Source organism: Acinetobacter bohemicus ANC 3994 (assembly GCF_000367925.1).
GTDB classification, from domain to species: Bacteria; Pseudomonadota; Gammaproteobacteria; order Pseudomonadales; family Moraxellaceae; genus Acinetobacter; species Acinetobacter bohemicus.
Map to the genome: position 1 here is coordinate 507,498 of NZ_KB849176.1, position 20,317 is coordinate 527,814.

Annotated in this window: 17 protein-coding genes; 7 read left to right on the forward strand and 10 right to left on the reverse strand. The window is 40.0% G+C overall.

The features are described 5' to 3' along the window. Positions 1-25 precede the first annotated feature (25 nt). Both F994_RS15125 and F994_RS15130 read left to right on the forward strand, forming a co-directional pair. Complete coding sequence (locus F994_RS15125) at positions 26-2,905, forward strand: ImpA family metalloprotease (protein ID WP_004651457.1); 2,880 nt, start codon at positions 26-28, stop codon at positions 2,903-2,905. 388 nt (positions 2,906-3,293) lie between these two features. Continuing rightward, on the forward strand, positions 3,294-4,445 hold the full coding sequence (locus F994_RS15130; RefSeq protein WP_004651459.1) for a catalase family protein: 1,152 nt from the start codon (positions 3,294-3,296) through the stop codon (positions 4,443-4,445). 147 nt (positions 4,446-4,592) lie between these two features. On the opposite strand, the gene dsdA is transcribed toward F994_RS15130, so the two are convergent. Further along, complete coding sequence (dsdA, locus tag F994_RS15135) at positions 4,593-5,924, reverse strand: D-serine ammonia-lyase (protein ID WP_004651461.1); 1,332 nt, start codon at positions 5,922-5,924, stop codon at positions 4,593-4,595. Positions 5,925-5,942: 18 nt separating this feature from the next. Continuing rightward, positions 5,943-7,280, reverse strand: a complete 1,338-nt coding sequence (gene dsdX, locus F994_RS15140; protein ID WP_004651462.1) for a D-serine transporter DsdX — start codon at positions 7,278-7,280, stop codon at positions 5,943-5,945. Between the two features lie 227 nt (positions 7,281-7,507). On the opposite strand from dsdX, the gene dsdC reads away from it, so the two are divergent. After that, positions 7,508-8,434 carry a DNA-binding transcriptional regulator DsdC gene (gene dsdC, locus F994_RS15145; RefSeq protein ID WP_004651463.1) on the forward strand — a complete coding sequence of 309 codons (927 nt, stop codon included), beginning with the start codon at positions 7,508-7,510 and terminating at the stop codon, positions 8,432-8,434. Between the two features lie 168 nt (positions 8,435-8,602). On the opposite strand, the gene F994_RS15150 is transcribed toward dsdC, so the two are convergent. Further along, positions 8,603-9,292, reverse strand: coding sequence for a pirin family protein (locus F994_RS15150; protein WP_004651464.1), 690 nt, complete (start codon positions 9,290-9,292; stop codon positions 8,603-8,605). 194 nt (positions 9,293-9,486) lie between these two features. Further along, a complete protein-coding gene (locus F994_RS15155; protein WP_004651465.1) occupies positions 9,487-10,716 on the reverse strand; it encodes a L,D-transpeptidase family protein in 1,230 nt (409 codons plus the stop codon). Positions 10,717-10,918: 202 nt separating this feature from the next. On the opposite strand from F994_RS15155, the gene hemE reads away from it, so the two are divergent. From hemE to F994_RS15175, 4 genes are all read left to right on the forward strand, one after another. Continuing rightward, positions 10,919-11,989, forward strand: a complete 1,071-nt coding sequence (gene hemE, locus F994_RS15160) for a uroporphyrinogen decarboxylase (RefSeq protein ID WP_004651466.1) — start codon at positions 10,919-10,921, stop codon at positions 11,987-11,989. Positions 11,990-12,028: 39 nt separating this feature from the next. Further along, positions 12,029-12,850, forward strand: a complete 822-nt coding sequence (locus F994_RS15165) for a DUF817 family protein (protein ID WP_228128068.1) — start codon at positions 12,029-12,031, stop codon at positions 12,848-12,850. Positions 12,851-12,979: 129 nt separating this feature from the next. Beyond that, positions 12,980-13,450, forward strand: coding sequence for a DUF3015 family protein (locus F994_RS15170; protein ID WP_004651469.1), 471 nt, complete (start codon positions 12,980-12,982; stop codon positions 13,448-13,450). Between the two features lie 71 nt (positions 13,451-13,521). Then, positions 13,522-15,408, forward strand: a complete 1,887-nt coding sequence (locus F994_RS15175) for an Lnb N-terminal periplasmic domain-containing protein (protein WP_004651470.1) — start codon at positions 13,522-13,524, stop codon at positions 15,406-15,408. 43 nt (positions 15,409-15,451) lie between these two features. Here F994_RS15175 and F994_RS15180 read toward each other — a convergent pair whose 3' ends face one another. From F994_RS15180 to F994_RS15205, 6 genes are all read right to left on the reverse strand, one after another. After that, positions 15,452-15,829, reverse strand: coding sequence for a cupin domain-containing protein (locus F994_RS15180; RefSeq protein WP_004651471.1), 378 nt, complete (start codon positions 15,827-15,829; stop codon positions 15,452-15,454). Between the two features lie 171 nt (positions 15,830-16,000). Then, positions 16,001-16,549 (reverse strand): GTP cyclohydrolase I FolE, encoded by a 549-nt coding sequence (gene folE, locus F994_RS15185; RefSeq protein WP_171065360.1) that lies wholly within the window; start codon positions 16,547-16,549, stop codon positions 16,001-16,003. A gap of 94 nt (positions 16,550-16,643) precedes the next feature. Continuing rightward, the gene (locus tag F994_RS15190; protein WP_004651473.1) at positions 16,644-17,330 is read right to left on the reverse strand and encodes a Smr/MutS family protein; all 687 of its coding nucleotides are present in this window, start codon (positions 17,328-17,330) and stop codon (positions 16,644-16,646) included. 14 nt (positions 17,331-17,344) lie between these two features. Further along, the gene (gene trpC, locus F994_RS15195) at positions 17,345-18,151 is read right to left on the reverse strand and encodes an indole-3-glycerol phosphate synthase TrpC (RefSeq protein ID WP_004651475.1); all 807 of its coding nucleotides are present in this window, start codon (positions 18,149-18,151) and stop codon (positions 17,345-17,347) included. 21 nt (positions 18,152-18,172) lie between these two features. Beyond that, the gene (trpD, locus tag F994_RS15200) at positions 18,173-19,219 is read right to left on the reverse strand and encodes an anthranilate phosphoribosyltransferase (RefSeq protein ID WP_004651476.1); all 1,047 of its coding nucleotides are present in this window, start codon (positions 19,217-19,219) and stop codon (positions 18,173-18,175) included. An 8-nt stretch (positions 19,220-19,227) separates the two neighbouring features. Continuing rightward, positions 19,228-19,812 (reverse strand): anthranilate synthase component II, encoded by a 585-nt coding sequence (locus F994_RS15205; RefSeq protein ID WP_004651477.1) that lies wholly within the window; start codon positions 19,810-19,812, stop codon positions 19,228-19,230. Positions 19,813-20,317 lie beyond the last annotated feature (505 nt).

Sequence of the window (20,317 nt, forward strand, 5' to 3'; positions counted from 1 at the left end):
AGCTATTATTTACGACATTTTAAACATGATGTCGTTATTTTTTTGTATTGGGGGAATTATTGTGGCTGGACATGCTTTAGCATTCAGAAACGCGCTATTGACGATATCATTGTCAATAGGGTTAATTGCTTGCGGTGGAGGAGGCGGTGAGGGCGGGGAGTCTGCCAATGATTCATGGACGGAAGTCGCTCCACCTTCTGAAAAACCTGAAGATTTAATCAATGCCCGCATCAACACGGCACTAAGCATAGGTAGTGCAGTGAACCTAACGCTACAGGATCAGACGTCCCTGTTAAAGTGGGCGCTTAATACTGCTGAACATCAGCGCTATTGGCAAAAAAATCTGTTAGGTTCTTTATATTCCGATGCCAATAATAAAGCGATACAGCCTCATTTACAATTCACACCGAACGCATCCATTAATATTTATCCGACCGATTTTAGTACCACATTGCCTATTGCTGTTGCTGATGGTACGTGTAACTGGGCGCTCAGTTTACAAGCCAACAAAGGTTGTGGATTGGGTGTTGCTGCTCAAATAGGTAAAGGACGTGCTTTGGCTTATGGTCAGAACATGTTTACTGGCGTGTTAAACAACAATTCTGATTTTACCCAATTCACTGGGGTATTAAATAATAGTTTACGCTGGCTAATTACAGGTAATACGAAGACTGCATTGAATGCATCCCTGAATATTGCAGTAAGTGGCTATGACACAAATACTGCAAAACGCTATTTTGAACAACAGCTTGGAACAGCCGTTAATATCTTGAATTGTAATGTCCTCGATCCAAATAATCTTTGTTGGAAAAATGCAGATCTGATCTTGCTTAGCTCAAATATTGGCTCAGAAAAGTTTGATCGTGCATTAATTCAAGGCTATTTAGATGCAGGAAAACCTGTCTATTTTCAGGCATCAGGCGATAATGTAAATAGCAATATGGAAAAAGTCTTAGCTGCAATGGGTATGCAAACGAATGGCAACTATTGGCGTACTAAAGATACGTTATTGTTATCTAAGCCGAAAACTTATCAGCAACGCTGGGATAATATTAATCAGATTGATGCCACCATTAAAACTTTGCAATATTTTAATTCCCCTGCATCTGTCACTTTAGGTGAGTTAAACACTAGCAATTCAATGATTCAAAGCATAAATGCACTTTCCAGCTCCCTACAGACTTTAAATAATCAGGGCTTGTCAGCATTTAGTGAAGAAAATAAAAATAGTATTTTAAAAGCATTGGTGCTGATTGCCGATTTGTGGCGTCCATCCGTGAATTACACGGGGTTAAATATAAACAGTGATCCACTGACCTTTATGCAAACCTATGCTTCAGACGCTTGGCTAGATTACAAACGTAGTCATACAAAGGCTGCTCTGCAAGGCGCTGGTGACTATATGCCTGTAGCAGCGCAAAATATGCCCGTTAGCAGTGATTGGGAAACCATTACCGTGACGATTCCGCAAACCATTGGCGTAACAGCGATTGGTCGTGCCAGTATTCCTGCAAAAGCAGTGGATATACAAATTGTGGATGCTCAAGGTGCAAACCTTGCTGTGCAAACCAGTCATATTCGCACTTGGGGCAGCCCATTTGATGCTGATGGCTATAAACGCCCGCTGCATCCGAACAGTTATGGTGTAAAGCTGAATACAGGCACTGATAACAAGTTTATCAGCCCATTTGGTGGCCCACTCATGCTGAATTACAACAATGCTACAGCGGGCAGTACCATTACTTTAAAAATTAAAGGCAGTGCAAAATATGCACACTTTGATTTTACCCAGCCGATTACCGATGCAGATATTGATGCAGCCAAAGCCAGCTTGCAAAGTCGAACTTTTGGCTGGAATACCTTTAAATTTACAGATGGTGAAATTCAGCAAATCACTGCTTATGCACTTAAAGCGATTGGCAATACTGCACCACGTGACTACATTGAAAGAATTAAGACCGTTGTTTATAAAAGTAACCATATTGCCAATGGTTATAACAATATGCCATTGGACAGCAGCACTCAGGACTATTGTAATACTTTAGGCTGGGACTGTACTGGGACGATTCACCGTGCACCGGGTGTTCAGCATTTTGTTGGCTGGCTCGCTTATTGTGGTTATTTGTGTTCAGGTAATCCATCTGATGGCGCCACTGGTGTGGATACGGGCTGGGGTTGGGTACATGAACTTGGACACAATACTGTTCAGGGTGTGCTTACCATGACTTTCCCATCGACAGAGAATGGAAACACCATTGGCTGCGGTACAGAATGTAATAACAATATTTTGGCAGGCGTAAGTATGCTGCGTAAATATGAAATTTATGGTCTAGACAATAACGGCAATAATTTTAATCACCCTCTGTTATATAGCAATATCCAAGATAATCGTAATACGAACTTAAGTGGGGAACTGCTGCGTGCAAAGATGGAAAAACGCTTATGGCAAGGTAATGACAATGCCAAGCAAGCATTTCACATGCAGCTCGCTTATAACTATACCAAGTTGCATCAGAGTAAATTACGACCTGATTCGCAAGGTGTATTTGAATTTATGCGCTTACTGAATATTTCGCAACGTCTTTATAATCAGATTGATGTGGCGACAGCAACTACAGCAGACAAAAACAAATTAGGTTTAGGTGCATTCACGACGAAAAACTTGAGTCGACCTGACATGATTTATGTACTCAGCTCAAAAATTATGGGTTATGACTTAAAAGAGATGTTTAAGCTTTATGGTTTGCCTGTAACAGATACTGCACGTGCATCTATTGCCATGCTGAATCTAGCTGATGCACCATTGAATTTTTATGCTCAACCTTTAAATAGGTCGAACCATTTAGATGAGGGGACTTGGATAACGCTTCCTGCAACGGGTTCAGTTCCAAACTATCCTTACTAATTATTTTTTCTGAGTAATTTACATAAAAGGTTACTTTCATGTTTGAAAGTAACCTTTTTATTGATCTTAAAAATGTCATGCAGTGAATGGTCTATTTAACACTTGAAATGATAGCGACATTGACATAGATAAGACTTTGTTGAAAAACATTTAAATAACTGATAAATAATTGAGAAATTAGGAAGAATAAGACAGACTTCATACTCTAGTTATGTCCTAATAAAATAGATGTAAAATATCTCTAGTTCTTAAAAAATATATTTTACAAAGCTTCATAACAGTTTAGTGTATTCAATAAATGATTTTTATCGTTCGATAAGTTGAATAACATGACTACAAGAAAATTTCATTTGAGTCTGATGTTATTTTTACAGCAAGGAGAAGGTCAATGCCAAATTTTATGCGGCCGATACACTTTAGTTTGCTGTTCACTCTTACACCTTTGATGTTTGCAATTGGTGGTTGTAGTGCTAAGCCAGTTACAAATACCACAATCACAACACTGACCAATCCTCATCCTATTGCTTATCCTGATATTGATTCAGGTTTAAGTGAACAGCTATATCCCAATGAAAAGGTGATTGCTGAACAGATCGCTGAGGTTATTGAAAAATCTATTCGCAAACAATATGCATTAGGCAGTGCGCGTCGTGATGCACATCCGAAAGCGCATGGTTGTGTACGAGCAGAGTTCCAAGTGTTAGAAACGCTTCCGAAGAATCTTGCAAAAGGTCTTTTTATTCCCGGTAAAAAATATCAGGCATGGATTCGTTTTTCGAATGGTTCACCTGATGCAACGCAGGCAGACATTAAAAAAGATGCACGTGGGATGGCAATCAAAGTTTTAGCTGTATCGGGGGAAAAACACTTAGAGGATGATGTTGCCACACAAGACTTTATTATGATCAATCATCCCGTATTCTTCGTTAATGATCCTAACCGCTATATGTCTTTTATGCAGGATATCAACAGTGATCGTTTCTTTAGAAAGTTGCATATTCCTTTCGCACTCGGTTCTAAGGGAACGCTGATTGCTTTAAATCTTAGAACACGAATTTCAAACCCACTGCAAACCCGATATTGGTCGATGGTTCCCTATCAGTTAGGCATAGGCCCTGATCGTCAGGCGGTAAAGTATTCAGCCAGATCTTGTACAGCAGCAGTAGATGCTATACCAAATCATCCGAAGCATGATTTTCTTCGAGATGCACTACGAACTAGCCTGCAAAAGGGTGATGCTTGTATGGAGTTTCTGGTGCAGCCTAGAACATCAGGCACATTACTCGTGGAAGATGCCATGACCGAATGGAAAGAAACGCAAGCTCCTTTTTATCAGGTGGCGACGATTCGTATTCCTCAACAGGTTTTTGATACACCAGATCAGAATAAATTTTGTGAAAATCTGTCTTTCACACCATGGCATACGTTACCTGAACATAAACCGCTTGGCGTAATAAATAGGATGCGCAAGGTGATTTATGATCGTATCAGCCAAGTTCGACATGAGATGAATTCAACCCAAAGACAAGAACCGCAGTAACATAAAATAATGATGGTTGATATACCAAACTCAAGCCCTTAGTTCTTTAGGCGAAGATCATTGAGTTTTCTTAACCCATTATAGAATTAAAGCAGACGAGATCTGATCTCATCTGCTTTAAGTACAGCAATAGCTTTTTTAAATTTGCTAAATACTTGATTTAGCTAAGTACTTCTCCATTTCCTTAGCAGGAACCATGCCGCCGCCAGTGCCCCAAACAATATGATTGGCATTCTGGAGTTGTTGTTCAGTAAAATGGTGCAGCGCTGCATAGTCTTGACGCTGATTGACGATGACAGGGCCTAACATTCCAGCAAGTGCAGAAGGTTCTAACTTAAGATGTTCAGCCTGATTGAGCATACCCAGTAATAAATACATGGTTTCATCTTCAAGTGTGTAAAAACCATCAAGCAGTCTTTGCATAGCTCGACCGACAAAACCAGAAGCACGTCCAACAGCTAAACCATCTGCTGCCGTAATGTTGTCGATACCAATGTCTTGCACCGAAATTTCATCATGCAAACCCGTTGCAACGCCAAGCAGCATACATGGCGAATGTGTAGGTTCGGCAAAAATGCAATGTACATGATCGCCAAATGCCATTTTTAAACCAAATGCCACGCCACCGGGGCCACCACCAACACCGCATGGTAAATAAACAAATAAAGGATGTGCTTGATCGACCACAATGTTTTGTTGCTCTAACTGGGTTTTTAGGCGTTGTCCTGCGACAGAATAACCTAAGAATAAAGTCCGTGAATTTTCATCATCAATAAAGAAACAGTTCGGATTTTGTAGCGCCGCTTTGCGACCTTGTTCGACTGCTACACCATAATCTTCAACGTATTCAACAACCGTTACGCCGTGAGAACGTAGTTTGTCTTTTTTCCATTGACGTGCATCGGCTGACATATGTACCGTAACATCAAAGCCCAACTGCGCACTCATAATGCCAATCGAAAGTCCTAGATTTCCTGTAGAACCGACGGCAATGCTGTATTGGCTAAAAAATTGCTTAAATTCAGGGCTATTAAGTTTGGCATAATCATCTTCAAGGCTTAATAAGCCCGCTTGCAACGCAAGTTTTTCAGCATGACAGAGCACTTCATAGATGCCGCCACGTGCTTTAATTGAACCTGAAATAGGTAAATGACTGTCTTTTTTCAGCCACAGTTTACCGTGAATGGTTTGGCCAAAATGCTGTTCAAGTTGTTGTTGCATATTTGGAATGGCAGCCAGTTCAGATTCGATCATACCGCCCGTAGCAGCCGTTTCTGGAAAAACTGTCATAAGATAAGGTGCAAAACGTGCTAAACGGTCACGAGCATCATCAATATCTGTCTGGTTCAGTCCTACATAGGGTAAACCTTCTGCAAGTGTGGTGAAATGAGGATTGAACCAAGCCGTTTCTTTGAGTGCGATCAGATCCTTAACAATAGGATGTCGCGCAACAAGTTGATTAAGTTGATCAGAATTCATAAGAGTACTCATAAAAGCTTAAATAAAATTAGACAGTAGGAAGGTGCAACCCAGCGCGATCAGTGAGGCAATAAAAGTTGCTGAAGTATAATATTTGAAGGTTTCACTTAAGGTTGCTCCACAATATTGTTTAACCAACCAAAAAAGAGAATCGGTCACGATGGTACAGCCAATCGCACCTGAACCAATCGCAATGGCCATAATTTCAGGACTTAAATCTGGATAGAGATGCAGCATAGGTGCGACAATCGCAGTTGCTCCCATCATGGCAACGGTTGCAGAACCAACCGCAGCATGCAAAATGAGCGCAACTAACCATGCCAATAAAATGGGATGCATGTGTAAATGTGAAAGTAGAACAGCCATAGAATCAGCTAAGCCACTGGCTTTGAGGATGCTATTAAATGCACCGCCAGCACCAATAATCAATAAGATATTCGCGATAGAAGAAAATGAACTTTCAGTGTCTTTTAATAAAGCCGCCATTTTCATGTGACGACGTAAACCCAAGGTGTAGTAAGCCACAAATACGGCAATAAACATGGCTGTGATTGGGTTACCAATAAAGTCTAAGAATTGGTAAAACGCGGTTTGTGATTGAGTGTTTAATTGGGCAATGGTCTTAATCAGCATCAGTCCAATCGGTAAGAACACGGTGAATAATGTGATTTTTAATGAAGGCAGTGTGTGTTCTTCTCTCAGGGTTAAATTCGAAAATTCTTCAGGAACCGCTTTAAAAGGTAAGCGTTTACCCAGTAATTTTAAAAATAGCGGGCCGCCAATCAGTGAAGCGGCTAAGCCGACCATTAAACCGAAAATAATCACTGTACCCACATCAGCACCCAGTTTATTGGTGACATAAAGTGCTGCTGGATGGGGGGGAACCACGCAATGTACTGCCATTAATGCGGTACACAGTGGAATGGCTAATTTAAATAACGAAGTTTTGGTATGCTTGGCAATGGAAAAAGCCAAAGGGATTAATAAAACTACGCCCACTTCAACAAATAAGGTAATGCCGCAAAGTAGGCCTATCAGTACCATGATGATATCTGTAGAGAGCCAACGACAACGTTGCAGAGAGAGGGCAATACGTTCCGCGGCACCAGAGATTTCCATCATTTTACCCAGAATGGTTCCCAGTGCGATGACGGTTGCCAGAAAGCCGAGCGTGCTTCCAATGCCATTTTCAATGGCGTTGATCATTTCGAGTGGCTGCATGTTCATTGCCAACCCAACAAAAAAGCTGGCAAGAAGCAAGGCTAAAAAGGGATGTAATTTGAATTTTAGAATCGTAAAAATGATCAAACATATGCTGGTCAATAAAATACCAACATCTAAGAAATTGGTTTCCATACCTTATTGTCTCCATGACTAAAATTTCTATTTCCCTATTGGAGTAAAATAAAGGTACGGCGTCAAACGATGAAATTTTGCTTTTAGATTAAAATAATTCATCTGAAAAAATAGAATAAAATAAATATTGCTCTTTAAATGAATTTTGAGTTAAATTTTTTCATCTTAGACTAGGTATTTGTTTAATTTCTGATGAATAACATAATCAATGGGCTAGGGATAAACGAATGAGCAATCTACATAAGACGCTGACGGGTTTTCAACTCTCAAAGTTAATTACCTTCGAAGTTGCCGCAAGGCATGAGTCTTTTGCTTTGGCTGCGGAAGAATTATTTTTGACCCCAAGTGCAGTGAGTCACCAAATTAATTTGTTAGAAAAAGAATTAAATATAAAATTATTTCTACGCTTGCACCGTAAAGTCGAGTTAACCAATGAGGGAAAACGGGTCTTTTGGGCTTTGCAATTTTCATTGGATTACTTGAATACTGAAATTAAAGCCATACAAAATCAAGCACTGGCAGGCTCTCTGACGATTTATGCTCGGCCTTCAATCGCACAATGTTGGTTGGTGCCTAAATTATCTAGTTTTACCGAATGTTATCCCTTCATTCAATTGTCTATTTTGACCGGTAATGAGAATGTTAATTTTCAACGGACTGGAATTGATTTAGCAATTTATTTTGATAATCAGCCATCCTTTCAATTGGATTATCAGTATTTGATGGATGAACATATTATTCCAGTGTGCAGTCCAGAATATGCAGCAAAGTTTAATCTTATGGGGAATTTGGATAACCTCATGCATTGCACCTTATTACATGATTGCCAAGCGTGGAGTAATGGTACTGGAACGGATGAATGGAATAGTTGGGCGATACACTTTAATGCCCATATCGATAGTTCTGTCGGGATTAGCTTCGATCGTTCAGATCTTGCATTAATTGCTGCCAAAAATCATTTAGGCATCACCATGGGCAGAAAAAGATTGGTAGAAAAGGAAATTGAACGAGGAGAGTTAGTGCTGCCATTTCCAGAGATGTATCTGCGCTGTGATCAGCATTATTATGTCGCTTCACTCAAAGATCGTAAGTGGCCAAAAATAGATGCTTTTATTGATTGGTTGAAAGCAGCGGTGAATGAAGAGCAAGCTTAAGTTTTATAATTGCGGATTGCATATCTATTTTTCTATGGATGTTTAAATCAATATCATTAAGCTTTAAGCTTTCGGGGATGATAGAAGGCTTCTAATGTGAACAGTCTCGGCATTCCCTTGTATTTGAGCAACAGAGCTTAAATACAAGGGAACTGAGATGAAAATGCTTTAATTGTTTAAATCAAACCAAATAAATTGACTATCTGTATGGGCTTGAATCGTCGCTAGATCATCAAAAAATAAGGCATCACCCGCTTTAACGGTTTGTCCTGCAATGTCGATTTCGCCCTCAATCACATGGACATAGTTAAATTTTTGGCTGGCTTTTACATCGAGTGTATAACCTTTTTGTAAAAATGCCGTTTTTACTTCTGCATTTTGACGAATATGCATTGGGGCATTGGCATTCGGACCAACGATCAACTGCCATTCATTCGGTGTGAGTTTAGGATCACGTTGAATCTGTTGATAAGTCGGTTCTGCATTTTGCACATTCGGAGTAATCCAAATTTGCAGTAGATGGACTGCTTCATCACCTTGATTCATTTCACTGTGCTTAATACCTGTACCAGCACTCATGAGTTGCCATTCACCCGCATGAATTTGGCTTTCATTGCCCATACTATCTTGATGAGAAATTGTACCTTTGAGTACACAGGTTAATATTTCCATATTGTCATGTGGATGTGTGCCAAAGCCATTCTGTGCCGCAATAATGTCATCATTAATGACGCGTAAAGATCCGATTCCCATAAATTCAGGGTTATACCAACTGCCAAAAGAGAAGCTATGTTTCGATTCTAACCAACCTGCTTTGACATGCCCACGATCTTCACTGCGATGTAAATAAGTTGTCATGCTCAATCTCCGAATTATTATTGCTTCAATGGAGTAATTTTAATCTCTGGGTGAGTGGGATGAAATATTGAAAAAGCAACATATTGTTTTGTTTTTGGAACGATGATTTAAATGGATTGACCAAAGAGCAGCGCATAAAAAAACCTACTTTAAAGTAGGCTTTTTTATGTTGAGGGCTGAAAATAACGCTAAATTTATTCTAAGAATTTAACCGTTACCCCAGATTTTACTTTTTTACCTAAATCATTGGCATCCCAGTTGGTTAAACGGATACAACCATGCGAAGCCGTTTTAGAAATTGCCGATGGATTCGGTGTACCGTGAATACCAAACGATTTTTTGCTTAAACCAATCCAGATATTACCTACAGGAGCATTAGGACCTGGTGGTAAAGATAGCGGCTTTTTGTTGTTGCCTTGAATAAAGTTGCTTGGTGAATAGCTATACCATGGGTTTGGTGCTACGCCTGTGACTTTATATGTACCTGTAGGTGATGGTGTGTCAGAACTACCAATGGTCGCAGGGAACGAGCCAATCATTTGATTGCGGCTGTTGAACAAATACAGCTGTTTAGCACCTTTATGCGCAACAATCAGATGAATGTCTTCAGGAACTTCGTTGCGGATATTGGCAACAATAATTTTTTCACCGGCTTTTTTGAACGTCGCTTTTGGATTTAACTTTTTCAAAAAGTCTTCATCCATATGGAATTTTTCGCCAAGCATTTCAGTTACACGTGTGTAGTACAAGCCTTTCATTTTGGCTTGTAAGGCATAATCATGCGGAATCGAGGCTGCATAAGGGCCTTTTAAGTCTGCATCGGTAATGGTGTATTCAATAAATGCAGGTTTAGATCCTTGTTTAGCAATTAATGCATTCCAAGTTTCTTGCGTTAACGTCCCTGTCGGCTTAATGCCATTGATTTGTTGGAACGACGCAATTGCTTTAAGGGTATTTTTACCACTTGAACCATCAATAGCACCGGGTGAAGCATGTGCATTGTTGAGCATGACATGCGCACGTGCATAAACAGGGAATTGACCTTTACCAATATTCTCATACCAACCGGCATTGTTTAGACCATCAAGGGTCCAAGATGCTTTAGTCGCTACAGAACTAGATGTGGTCGTTGTGCTGGTGGTTGGCGCTGCACCGATAGCAGCTGTATCATCTTCAGATTTTTCAAGATCTTGTAAGGTTTTTGAAGCCTTATTTAAGTCTTGTTGTTCTTGTTGTGTAATCTGGGTTTCAGCCGTGCTTTGAGCGCTTGATGCGGCATTAGTCGCAAGTGGATCAATCGGGTCTTGAACCGCAGTATCAGCAATCTTTTTAGGATTTAATGGTTGTTCCGCGATAGGTGCGGCAAATGCTGTACCCGCAATAATGCAACTTAAACTCATAGCGAGTAATGTGCGAACGAACATGTAATTCAACCTTAAGAATTATTCATTAACAATTTGATAAAACTACACAAGTATTGCAGAAAAAATGAGGAGATGCAGTAGTTCTTTTGTTTAAAAATTATTTTACATTTAACCTGATTGATTTTTACATAGGTGAGAAGTTATTAAATTTTCGACCTTTTTGTTATGATAGTCCGAAGATTAAAAATGAGATGGGAAAGAAATGACGGCTCTAAAAAATGATCGTTTTCTACGTGCCTTATTACGTGAGCCAGTAGATACCACACCAGTTTGGATGATGCGTCAAGCCGGGCGTTATTTGCCTGAATATCGTGAAACACGTGCCAAAGCAGGTGATTTTCTTTCCTTATGTAAAAATAATGATTTTGCATGTGAAGTGACTTTACAGCCTTTGCGCCGTTATGACTTGGACGCTGCTATTTTATTTTCAGATATTTTAACCGTGCCTGATGCTTTGGGCTTGGGTTTGTATTTTGAGGCAGGTGAAGGGCCGAAATTTCACAAAACCATTCGTACAGAACAAGATGTGGCGAATTTACCAAATTTTAATGCCAAATCGGATCTTGATTATGTCATGAATGCGGTAACCACGATTCGTTCGGCATTGGGTGGACAAGTACCGCTGATTGGTTTTTCAGGCAGTCCGTGGACACTTGCGACGTATATGGTTGAAGGCGGTTCAAGTAAGGATTTCCGTTACACCAAACATATGATGTATGCCCAACCTGAAGTGTTACATGCTTTACTTGATCGATTAGCGATTGCGGTGATTGATTATTTAAATGCGCAAATTGATGCTGGCGCACAAGCGGTACAAATTTTTGACAGTTGGGGTGGCGCTTTGGCACACCGTGAATATATTGAATTTTCACTCAACTATATGCAAAAAATTGTTGCAGGTTTACAACGTGAAAAAGATGGTCGTAAAGTGCCGGTGATTTTATTTACCAAAGGTGGCGGACAATGGTTAGAACCAATGATCGCGACGGGTGCCGATGCATTTGGGTTAGATTGGACGACACAACTTAATGTGGCGCGTCAAACGGTGAATGGTCGTGCAGCTTTACAAGGTAACTTAGACCCAGCCACTTTATATGGCACACCAGCATCCATTGAAAAAGCGACCAAAGCCATGCTGGATGATGCTTATGCTGGTGGTGAAAAAACGGGTTATATTGCCAACTTAGGTCATGGTATTACCCAGTGGGTCGATCCTGCAAATCCTAAAGTATTTATTGATACGGTGCATGAATATAGCGCCAAATATCTTTAACTACATATGAGTCAACTCATTTTTTAGGATTCAACCTTGATCAGTCTTTTTAAATCATGTTTTGAGTTCTCATTTAAGGCAGCTTCGGCTGCCTTATTTGGGATTTTACTTCTTGTTGCCTTTGCATTCACTGCATCTATGGGCAGCCAAGAGTTTTATGGTTTTTTTCGTTATGACTACTTATTGTTTTATGCCTTAATCATTCAAGTTTGCTTAGTGTATTTGAAGTTAGAATCTTGGGCAGAAGCCAAAGTGATTGCTTTGTTTCATATTATGGCCATGGTCATGGAAATTTTCTTGACTCATCCACAGATCGCTTCATGGCAGTATCCACAACCCGCCATCTTTAAAATTTTGACTGTTCCATTATTTGCAGGATTTATGTATTCGGCAGTGGGCAGTTTTTTTGCGCGTTCATTACGGTTATATCAGGTGTCATTTGAAAAGCTTCCGAGTTTTTTCAATATGATCTGCTTGGCGGTGCTTTCTTATATTAATTTTATGAGCAAGTTTTTTGTTGCTGATATCCGCTTGTTGCTGTTCACATGGAGCATCATTATTTTTTGGAAAACCAAAATTCATTTTCAATTACAACAACATCAGATCAAACTTCCCATGTTGCCCGTGTTGATGATTTTGGCTTTTCTTATTTGGATTGCTGAAAATATCAGTACTTTTTATAAAATTTGGTTGTATCCGAGTCAGGTCGATGCATGGCATATGGTGGGCTGGGGCAAGTTAGGCTCATGGTATTTATTGTTGCTTTTAAGTCTGGTTTTAGTGTTAAAAATATTGGGAAAACGCAGTACAGCAGGTGATTGGACGCTAAAAAGTGATGAATTTGAAGTGGTTAATAAGTAATCGCTAACTTTAGTATAAATTGTTTTGCGTTATGAGAAAGATATGGCTATCTTACAAAGGTGTAATAAAAAATTACGCAATTGGAAATAATTAAAAATACTCAGATAATCATATTCTGGAGAAATAACCATGTTGAAAAAATTAGCTTTAGTTGCCGTTGTAGCATTAGGTTCCAGCGCGGCATTTGCAGATAAAGATGCTGGTTGTGGTATTGGTTCACAAGTTTGGGCAGGCCAATCCGGTAAAGTACCTAAAATTCTTGCTGCAACGACCAATGGTCTATTTGCAAACCAATTATTCGGTATCACTTTTGGTACACTCGGCTGTAGTGGTACAGGTACAGTAACTGCGCAAGCGGTGACATTTACCAATGAAAATGCTGAATCTTTAGCGCGTGACATGGCTGTAGGTCAGGGCGAAAGCTTAAATGTACTGGCTGAACTTCTTCACATTCAATCACAAGATAAAGCACGGTTCTTTGCGGTATCTAAACAAAACTTCTCTGAAATTTATTCAGTCAACAATCAAGACTCTTTACAAGTTTTGGCTGCTTTACAAGCGGTAATGGCAAAAGACGACGTGCTTAAAGCCTACGTATAATTGTGGAGTATTTAAACCCTGTCACTTAGATGGGGTTTTCTTCTTAAATAAATCATAAATAAAAGATTTGAATGAAATCCATCGCGTTATTGTTTACTTTAATGTCTTCTACTGTTGCTTATTCAGCAACGACTTCTCAAATTGTTCAACCTTATTTAGATCAAGCCGAACAGCAAAAATTACAGCATGACATCACTTGGCAAAGGTTAATGTATGCCAATGAAAAAGGTCAAAGCGACGTTGGTTATTCAGGTTATTTTCTCGCACCTGAAGGTCAAACACAGCTCAAGCAAGAGTTACAAGCCAATATCCAAGCCTTGTTTCAATCTGCTGAAGCCAATCAATCGGTGCGTTGTCGTTTTCCTGCGCGTAGTCATTGGTTAATGCAACAGCTTCATATTCAACAACAAAATTTACCGACAGTTTCCTGCCCAGAATTGGATGATTGGATGGGACAGATTAAACCTTATAAAGTCACGCTCATCTATGCGACAGATTTTATGGGCAATCCCAGTTCCATGTTTGGGCATACTTTATTACGCCTAGATCCTAAAGATCAAAAACAACTTAACTTAGTGTCTTATGCTGTGAACTATGCAGCAACGGTAACTAGCGGAGAGGGTTGGTCTTTTGCTTGGAATGGCTTAACGGGGCAGTATCCTGGTGAATATTCTCTCATGCCGTATTACCGTAAAGTAAAAGAATATGGTGATTTGGAAAGCCGTGATTTATGGGAGTATGAATTAAACTTAAGCCCGAAAGAAACGCGGTTTTTAGTTGAACATATTTGGGAAATGAAACATGTCAGTTTCCCTTATTATTTCGTCAGTGATAACTGTGCTTATCGTTTACTGGGTTTAATTGATTTGGTTCGTCCAGAGCTTAATTTGTCTGATCGTTTTAAGGTCGCGGCAATCCCTGTTGAAACCATTAAAGCCATTGAGCAGCAAGCTTTGGTTAAAGAGATTGTTTATCGTCCTGCTTTAGAAACCCAGTTATTGGTGCAAGCGAAACAGCATGGTAATCCCCTTGCTCAAGTAGCACATGCAGTTGCCTTTTCTGAAACGAAAGATATGCCGCTGGTTTTGGAAAAGTATCCCGCTTTAGAGCAAGCTAAAATTCTAGAAATGGCTTATGACGACTTATATTTGCAATTTACAGGGCGTAAAGTGGAACCCAGCTTTGCACAGCCACGATTGCGTCAGTTATTGAGTTTGCGTAGTCAAATTGATTTAGAAAAACAACGCCAACAACCAATACGTCCAAAAGATGATCCGACACAGGCACATGATGCACGTAATTTTTCAGTCAAAGTTGGCGAAGTTCAAGGTGAAAAATTCGTCGAAATTGGACATCGTCAAGCCTATCACGATTTGCTTGACCCACAAGCGGGCTTTCGCGTGGGTACGCAGTTGTTGTTCTGGGATGGCTCCATTCAATACCGTAATGATGAATTGAAGTTGAATCATTTTGACTTTCTGTCCGTGAATTCTTATAACCCGATTACACCGTTTAAAATGCCGTTGACTTGGGGTTTTAATGTGGGCTGGCAGCAAGAAGCACTGAATAAAGCAGGTGAGTTTAGTGAACATGAACAGCATGGTGTGAGCAATTTAAAAGTTCAAATGGGCTATAGCTATGCGGACCAAGAGCGCGAACATTTGTGTTATGCCCAACTGCAAAATCACATTCAGGCAAGTAAAGCTTTAGAGCAAGGCTGGCGTATAGGTATGGGGCCAACCATGGGTTGCCAAAATATTTGGACAGATAAAATCAATAGTTTGTTGCAGGTTGAATTACCGTATTGGCAAGACTCACACCAATGGCAATTAAAGTTGAATACGCAATTTCAATATATCCTCAACAATCAAAATACCTTGCGCTTAGGTTGGCAATACCAAAAACAAAATGGTCAGGATTGGGATCAGGCCAGTTTGGGCTATGTACGATTTTTCTAGGCTTGATCAGCGCAATGTACCCAACCAAAACAAGTTTTACTGATCAAACCTCAACAATCACATAATATTTTTTCACAGCTTCAACCACTTCAAATGTCCCTACAAATGCAGGTGGAATAATGCCTGCATTTCCCGCAACGACTTCAATGAATGAACTCGTTTTTGCATCATGGATACGCACAATACCTTCAATTACTTGAAAAAATTCCTGTTTATTTTCAGCAAATTGAATATTCCATGCACCTACCTGACAGTGCCAAATTCCACAACTCATATGAGGGTGTTCATACTGACTATAGGTCAAACGCTCGGGATTTCCTGTGACTAAACGATCAGGGCGAGGGTAATCTAGAGTGACTTCGTATTGTGTTAAATCTGAGCTAGACAGCAAAATTGCTTGGGATACCGGAATAGATGACATAGATGTGGTGGTACAGATGCTTAAATTTGAGTTTTATTATAATAGAAAATCTATATATACAGTAAATGATGATGAAAGTTGAAAGGGGGGGAATGTCAAAGTGAGTATATTTAATCAAGAACATGGCGTTAGAATAACCAAGCTTGGGTGAAGCTTGGTTATGTATTGCGATCAATAATTTTCAGGCACTGCACTTAAGAATTCACGACGTTCTTCTTTGTTGGTTTTAAAGTCACCGACAAAAGAAACGGTACGTGTCGTAGATTCTTGTTTACCGACACCGCGCATCATCATGCACATATGTGCAGAATCAATCACGACTGCGACGCCACGTGCTTTGGTGACTTCAGCCACAGCTTCAGCAATTTGCTGCGTTAACTGTTCCTGAATTTGCAAACGACGTGCAAACATTTCGGTAATACGTGCAAATTTAGACAAGCCTAAAACATTGCCTTCAGGTAAATAAGCAATATGCACACGGCCATAAAATGGCAATAAATGGTGTTCGCAAAGTGAATAAAACTCAATGTTTTTCACTAACACCATTTCATGGTTATCGGAAGGGAAGACTGCGTTATTGGTCACTTCTTCTAGAGTTTTGCTATAACCAGACGTTAAATACGAAAAAGCTTTAGCAGCACGCATAGGTGTGTCTTTCAGACCTGGACGATTAAGATCTTCACCAACGGCAGTTAAAATATTGGCGTAGGATTGCTGCATAGACATAAGACGTGTTCACTTACACTGATATTGAACAAGGACGGCATTGTAGCAGAAAACCGCTACAATGCTCTGTTTTCGGGAAAAATTCCGATTACTGTTTAAATTTAGGGTTTTTTTCGCTGCGTTTGAGTAAAACTAAAACAGCACCTGTGCCACCTTGTTTCTCTGGTGCACTGACAAAAGCTAAAACATCACGATGTTGACGCAGCCAGCTGTTGACATAGGTTTTTAAGATGGCTTCAGGCCCTTTGCCATGCACAATTTTAATGACATTTTGATTTTCATCTTTTGCCATTTGAATGATTTGTAAGACGGCAAAACGTGCATCTTCAACGGTACAACCATGCAGGTCAACCGCTTCAAACCAACGTAAATTACCTGCTTTTAAATCTTCAAAAACTTTATGCTGCAAAGTCGCAATGCGATAGTTTAAGCTTGCTTGACTGGCAACAGGATTGAGCATCGCTTGCGTATCTGACAGCTCTGCATTGTCCATTTCCATCGGGCCAGTTGCAGCCGCACGTTTTGCCAAAGTTTGGCTATCCAGCTTTTTCTTTTTGTTCTTTTCAATCGGTGCAATATTACTGGTATCCATTTTCTGGACACCTTGCATCGACTTCTGGAACAAATCGAAATCATCCAGTTCTTCTTGTACAACTGGAGCTTTCACTTCAGCTTGCTTTGCAATCGCACTTGAATGAGGATGGGTAATTTGTTTTTTAAAGGCTTTCAGTAGATTAAACTGATCTTTAGAAAGCGAAGAATCATGTTTACTCATAACATCTATAACTTTTATACGGTTTGTGGCTGACCAAATAATGCAGTAAATGCATGATCTGGACGGGGTTGTTTCATAAAACTTTCACCAACAAGGAAAGCATGAATATCATTTTCCTGCATCAGGCGAACATTTTCTGGTGTTGCAATACCGCTTTCAGTGATTAAAAGACGTGAAGGCTCCAGTAATTTTTTCAAACGTAGCGATATATTTAAATCGACTTCAAAGGTTTTTAAATTACGGTTATTGACACCCAATAAACAGCGCTCTGAAAGTCTCATGGCACGTTCAAGTTCAGCTTCATCATGCACTTCAACCAGTACATCTAAATTGTGTTCAAAAGCCGTTTTCGACATTTCTTCAAGTTGTTGATCCGAAAGGCTGGCCACAATTAAAAGCACACAGTCCGCATGCAAGGCACGTGCTTCAATCACACCATAAGGATCAATTAGAAAATCTTTACGCAGTGCGGGAAGGGCACAATGCTGACGGGCAATGGCAATATTTTCATCCGCGCCTTGGAAAAAATCCACATCAGTCAGAACAGATAAACAGGCAGCACCAGCTTGTTCATATTGCTGTGCAATTTCAGCAGGATTAAAGTTTTCACGAATAATCCCTTTAGAAGGTGATGCCTTTTTAATTTCAGCAATCACCGCGGGGCGTTTCGCATTTAAAGCATCGGAAAAACCACGTACAGGTGTCGCAGCCTGTGCCAGATCTTCGACATCTTTTAAGCTACGTTGTTTTAAACGGGCAGCAAATTCTTCGTATTTACGGTCAACAATTTTACCTAAAATTGTATTTGCGATATCTACCATGATTGTTATTCCTGTATCTGTTTAAGCTTCATATTCTTTGATGGTTTTGGTGAATTCAGACAAAACGCTCATTTTTTCTAAAGCTTGTCCGCCATAAATAATATCATGGGCTAAAGCAACACCCTGTTTATAGTCATTGGTTAGACCAGAAACGTAAATCCCTGCACCAGCATTGAGGGCCAGTATGTTGGCTGCTTTTTCACCAATGGCTGATTTCTTTTTACCTAAAGCATCTTTAATTAAAGCTAGGCTTTCAGCAGAACCATCGACAATTAAACCAGTCAAAGTTTGGGATTCAATATCCACATCTTCTGGTGTAATCATCCATTCCGTGATGTCACCATTTTTAAGTTCGGCAACATAGGTTGACGATGCAAGACTGATTTCATCCAGTCCATCTTTAGAGTGAACCACCATGACATGTTCAGCACCCAGTTGTTTCATCACTTCAGCAATCGGGCGACAAAGTTCATTTGAGAACACACCAATCACAAAGCGTTTTACTCCAGCCGGATTCGTAAGCGGGCCAAGTAAATTGAAAATACTGCGAATGCCTAATTCACGACGAGGACCAACGGCATATTTCATGGCTTTATGATGGTTCGGTGCAAATAAGAAACCGACCCCCATTTCACGGATACAGCGTTCCGTTTGCTGCATATTTAAATCAAGGTTAATACCGGCCTTTTCCAATAGGTCAGATGAACCTGATTTAGTTGATACACCGCGGTTACCATGTTTGGCAATCGTTGCGCCAGCCGCTGCAATCACAAAACTGGCTGCTGTGGAGACATTAAATAGGTTTTGACCGTCGCCACCTGTACCTACAATATCGACTAAATAGGGAATATCGCTGACATCAATTTTAATGGCAAATTCACGCATAATACGTGCAGCAGCGGTAATTTCATCAATACTTTCGCCTTTAAGACGTAAGCCCATCATCAGCGCACCAATTTGTGCATCCGTCGCTTCACCAGACATGATTGCTCGCATCACATCTTCCATTTGTGGCTGAGTCAGGTGAATTTGCTTCGTAATATTATTTAAAGCTTGTTGAATATTCATTGTGTTCACTATGCATAAATTTCTAAGAAGTTTTGGAAGATTTGATGACCATGCTGGCTCAAAATTGATTCAGGATGGAACTGCACGCCCTCTACAGGCAATGTCTTATGTTTTACACCCATGATTTCTTCCATCGTGCCATTGGCTTCATTGGTCCAGCAGGTGACTTCTAAACATTCTGGCAAAGTCGCTTGATCAATCACCAAGGAGTGATAGCGCGTTGCAGAAAATGGAGAAGGTAGATTGCTAAAAATACCTTTATTACTGTGATACATGTCAGACAAACGACCGTGCATAACGGTTTTTGCACGAACAATGTCACCGCCAAAGGCTTGACCAATCGCTTGATGACCTAAACATACACCCAGTAATGGAATTTTCCCTGCAAAATGCTGAATAGCAGGAATGGAAATACCGGCTTCAGAAGGCGAGCAAGGACCAGGACCAATCACGAGGTACTTTGGTTGCCATCGCTCAATATCTTCCAAGGTCACGGCATCATTACGGACGACTTTTACTTCCTGATTTAACTCGCCAAAATATTGCACGATGTTGTAGGTAAAAGAGTCATAGTTGTCGATCATTAAAAGCATGAGCTAACCTGTTGAAATTTACGCACGTGTATGTGCTCGAATAGTCCAAGAATACTCGCATTGTGCTTATTTTTTAGTGGCTGACCTAATATAAATGAGGGGCGCTAAAATAAGTAAAAAATGGAGTGGGAATAATCATAGCAAAAAATAAGCATTTTCGGCGGAACTATTTCCATGATAATGATTTTAGAAGGATCTCCGCAGAGGAATAAGCTGATTTATTCGCAGGTTATGCCGAATCAATTTCAATCATTTAGCATGTTAAAACCTAAAATTACTTTATAAAGATATAAGGGTTTGATGCCGGTTTTAAAAGAGGGATTAATGAGGGAGTTTTTTTACTTTAAGTAATAGGCTAACGATAAGTGAGTATTTTGTGTTGCAATTTAAATTGCTCCAGATAGGCTTTATCTGCGTACATTCATAAGATGGAATGAGAGCTAGAACTCTTGTCACCAAAATAGCGCATAGCGTTTGGATGATTTGGTCGAATAAAATATTTGCA

What these genes read in the sequence shown, in the direction of transcription:
- F994_RS15125 (WP_004651457.1), top strand. Translation starts at nt 26, where the DNA reads ATGATGTCGTTATTTTTTTGTATTGGGGGAATTATTGTGGCTGGACAT.
- F994_RS15130 (WP_004651459.1), top strand. Translation starts at nt 3,294, where the DNA reads ATGCCAAATTTTATGCGGCCGATACACTTTAGTTTGCTGTTCACTCTT.
- dsdA (WP_004651461.1), bottom strand. Translation starts at nt 5,924, where the DNA reads ATGAATTCTGATCAACTTAATCAACTTGTTGCGCGACATCCTATTGTT.
- dsdX (WP_004651462.1), bottom strand. Translation starts at nt 7,280, where the DNA reads ATGGAAACCAATTTCTTAGATGTTGGTATTTTATTGACCAGCATATGT.
- dsdC (WP_004651463.1), top strand. Translation starts at nt 7,508, where the DNA reads ATGAGCAATCTACATAAGACGCTGACGGGTTTTCAACTCTCAAAGTTA.
- F994_RS15150 (WP_004651464.1), bottom strand. Translation starts at nt 9,292, where the DNA reads ATGACAACTTATTTACATCGCAGTGAAGATCGTGGGCATGTCAAAGCA.
- F994_RS15155 (WP_004651465.1), bottom strand. Translation starts at nt 10,716, where the DNA reads ATGTTCGTTCGCACATTACTCGCTATGAGTTTAAGTTGCATTATTGCG.
- hemE (WP_004651466.1), top strand. Translation starts at nt 10,919, where the DNA reads ATGACGGCTCTAAAAAATGATCGTTTTCTACGTGCCTTATTACGTGAG.
- F994_RS15170 (WP_004651469.1), top strand. Translation starts at nt 12,980, where the DNA reads ATGTTGAAAAAATTAGCTTTAGTTGCCGTTGTAGCATTAGGTTCCAGC.
- F994_RS15175 (WP_004651470.1), top strand. Translation starts at nt 13,522, where the DNA reads ATGAAATCCATCGCGTTATTGTTTACTTTAATGTCTTCTACTGTTGCT.
- F994_RS15180 (WP_004651471.1), bottom strand. Translation starts at nt 15,829, where the DNA reads ATGTCATCTATTCCGGTATCCCAAGCAATTTTGCTGTCTAGCTCAGAT.
- folE (WP_171065360.1), bottom strand. Translation starts at nt 16,549, where the DNA reads ATGCAGCAATCCTACGCCAATATTTTAACTGCCGTTGGTGAAGATCTT.
- F994_RS15190 (WP_004651473.1), bottom strand. Translation starts at nt 17,330, where the DNA reads ATGAGTAAACATGATTCTTCGCTTTCTAAAGATCAGTTTAATCTACTG.
- trpC (WP_004651475.1), bottom strand. Translation starts at nt 18,151, where the DNA reads ATGGTAGATATCGCAAATACAATTTTAGGTAAAATTGTTGACCGTAAA.
- trpD (WP_004651476.1), bottom strand. Translation starts at nt 19,219, where the DNA reads ATGAATATTCAACAAGCTTTAAATAATATTACGAAGCAAATTCACCTG.
- F994_RS15205 (WP_004651477.1), bottom strand. Translation starts at nt 19,812, where the DNA reads ATGCTTTTAATGATCGACAACTATGACTCTTTTACCTACAACATCGTG.